The sequence below is a fragment of the Bathymodiolus heckerae thiotrophic gill symbiont genome, assembly GCF_900128515.1.
Classification (GTDB): Bacteria; Pseudomonadota; Gammaproteobacteria; order PS1; family Pseudothioglobaceae; genus Thioglobus_A.
Window position 1 is genome coordinate 1 of sequence record NZ_FQTP01000170.1, and the last position, 1,952, is coordinate 1,952.

Sequence of the window (1,952 nt, forward strand, 5' to 3'; positions counted from 1 at the left end):
CCACAATGCACACATTTTCGAATAATCTCATTGGCCTTAAAATTGGCAATTTGATGCGTTTGCATTAGTTAAAAATTCCTTTTGGATCAAACACAGTTTTTAATCGGCTTTCAATTTCTCGTCGTAACACTGAACGTTCGGTAGTTTTATAACTAGCCTCAAGACTAACAATATAACTTTTCGGTATCACCTTAAAACTAATTTGGGTGATAATTGCTAATTGACCTTCTGAGCCAACCAACATTCTAGAGACATCATAACCAGCCACATTCTTCATCACCTGGCCGCCAAAACTAAGTAACTCACCCGTACCGTCAATAACCTTCACACCAAGCACGCTATCAGATAAATCTTGCGCGCCAATTGCATAGGCTGCACCAATACTCTGACTCTCATTCCCAATATAAAACGGCAGTGTTTGGTTATTTTCTGCCAATGTATTTTGAATATCGGCAATCGAAGTGCCTGCTTTAACGCCAATCACCAACTCTTCAGAAAAATATTCTTCAATGCCTGAATAATTCAGCCACTGACTATCAATATGAATACTGTTTGCGCTTTTAACCTCTTCTTGTAATTGTGCAATTCTATCTACCATTAAAAGCGCTCCAATTCAGGATGTGGTAACTTTCCATTATGTACATGCATAGCGCCTAACTCAGCACATCTGTGCAATTCTGGTACTGCCTTACCCGGATTGAGTAACGCCTCAGGATCGAACGCTGCTTTAATTTTATGAAAAATTTCCAACTCTTTGCTATTAAATTGATGACACATAGCACCTAGTTTCTCAACACCAACACCGTGCTCACCGGTAATACTACCGCCCATATCAACACTAAGCTTTAAAATCTCAGTACCAAATTCTTCGGTTCTTTCTAATTCACCTTCAACATTTGCATCGTACAAAATCAGTGGATGTAAATTGCCATCACCCGCATGAAAAACATTCGCCACTCTAAGCTGGTACTTTTTAGACAATTCGTTAATTTTTTCCAGCATATCTGCCAAATAGCGCCTAGGAATAGTGCCATCCATACAATAGTAATCAGGCGATAACCGCCCTACTGCTGGAAATGCAGACTTACGACCTCTCCATAAATCTAAGCGCTCTTGCTCGCTATTTGAAACCTTAATGCTTGAAGCGCCGGATAATACTTTTAATACGATATCAAGCTCTGCCTGAACTTGCTCTTCTGTGCCATCTAGCTCGCAAAGTAATAATGCTTGCGCATCTAATGGATAGCCTACCTGCGCAAAGCCTTCAGCCGCTTCAATAGCAAAACTATCCATCATTTCTAAACCTGCAGGAATAACACCGGCTTTAATAATATCAGCGACAGAATTGGCACAATCACGTACCGAATCAAACCCTGACATTACTACTCGCGCCAAGTCTGGCGTTTTAATTAGTCTAACTGTAATCTCTACAATCACACCCAGCAAACCCTCAGAGCCATTCATTAATGCTAACAAACCTAAGCCTTGGTCGCTTCTTGATAAAACTAATTCTTCGCCATTAATCGTGAGAATTTTAACTGCTTCAACGTTGTGCACGGTTAAGCCGTATTTCAAACAATGAACCCCGCCTGAATTTTCGGCTACATTGCCACCAATACTACAAGCAATCTGACTAGAAGGATCGGGCGCATAATACAAACCATGGCTAGCAACCGCCTCACTAATAGCAATATTCCTAACACCAGGCTCAACTACAGCCAATTGATTTTTAGCGTCAATATGTTTAACCTGACTAAGTTTTGATAAGCCCAATACGATAGATTCAGACAAAGGCATAGCGCCACCCGCTAAACCAGTTCCTGCGCCACGAGTGACTACCGGGGTTTTATAGGTTTTACAGATTTTAAGCACTTGCTTAATTTGATCGATATTCTCTGGCAATACAACTGCCAAAGGCTTTTGACGATACACACTAAGGCCATCACACTCAA

2 protein-coding genes are annotated in these 1,952 nt (G+C 40.9%); both read right to left on the reverse strand.

Features of this window, described 5'->3' with window-relative positions:
* Window positions 1-64 precede the first annotated feature (64 nt).
* Entirely contained in the window at window positions 65-598 is a 534-nt protein-coding gene (locus BTHERMOSOX_RS10735; protein ID WP_138121128.1) for an FAD-binding protein, read from the reverse strand.
* The coding region (locus BTHERMOSOX_RS10740) for an FAD-linked oxidase C-terminal domain-containing protein (protein WP_138121129.1) at window positions 598-1,952 on the reverse strand (1,355 nt) is incomplete at its 5' end. The genes BTHERMOSOX_RS10735 and BTHERMOSOX_RS10740, both read right to left, overlap by 1 nt.

Coding starts and splice junctions, on each gene's coding strand:
- BTHERMOSOX_RS10735 (WP_138121128.1), bottom strand. CDS start 598: ATGGTAGATAGAATTGCACAATTACAAGAAGAGGTTAAAAGCGCAAAC.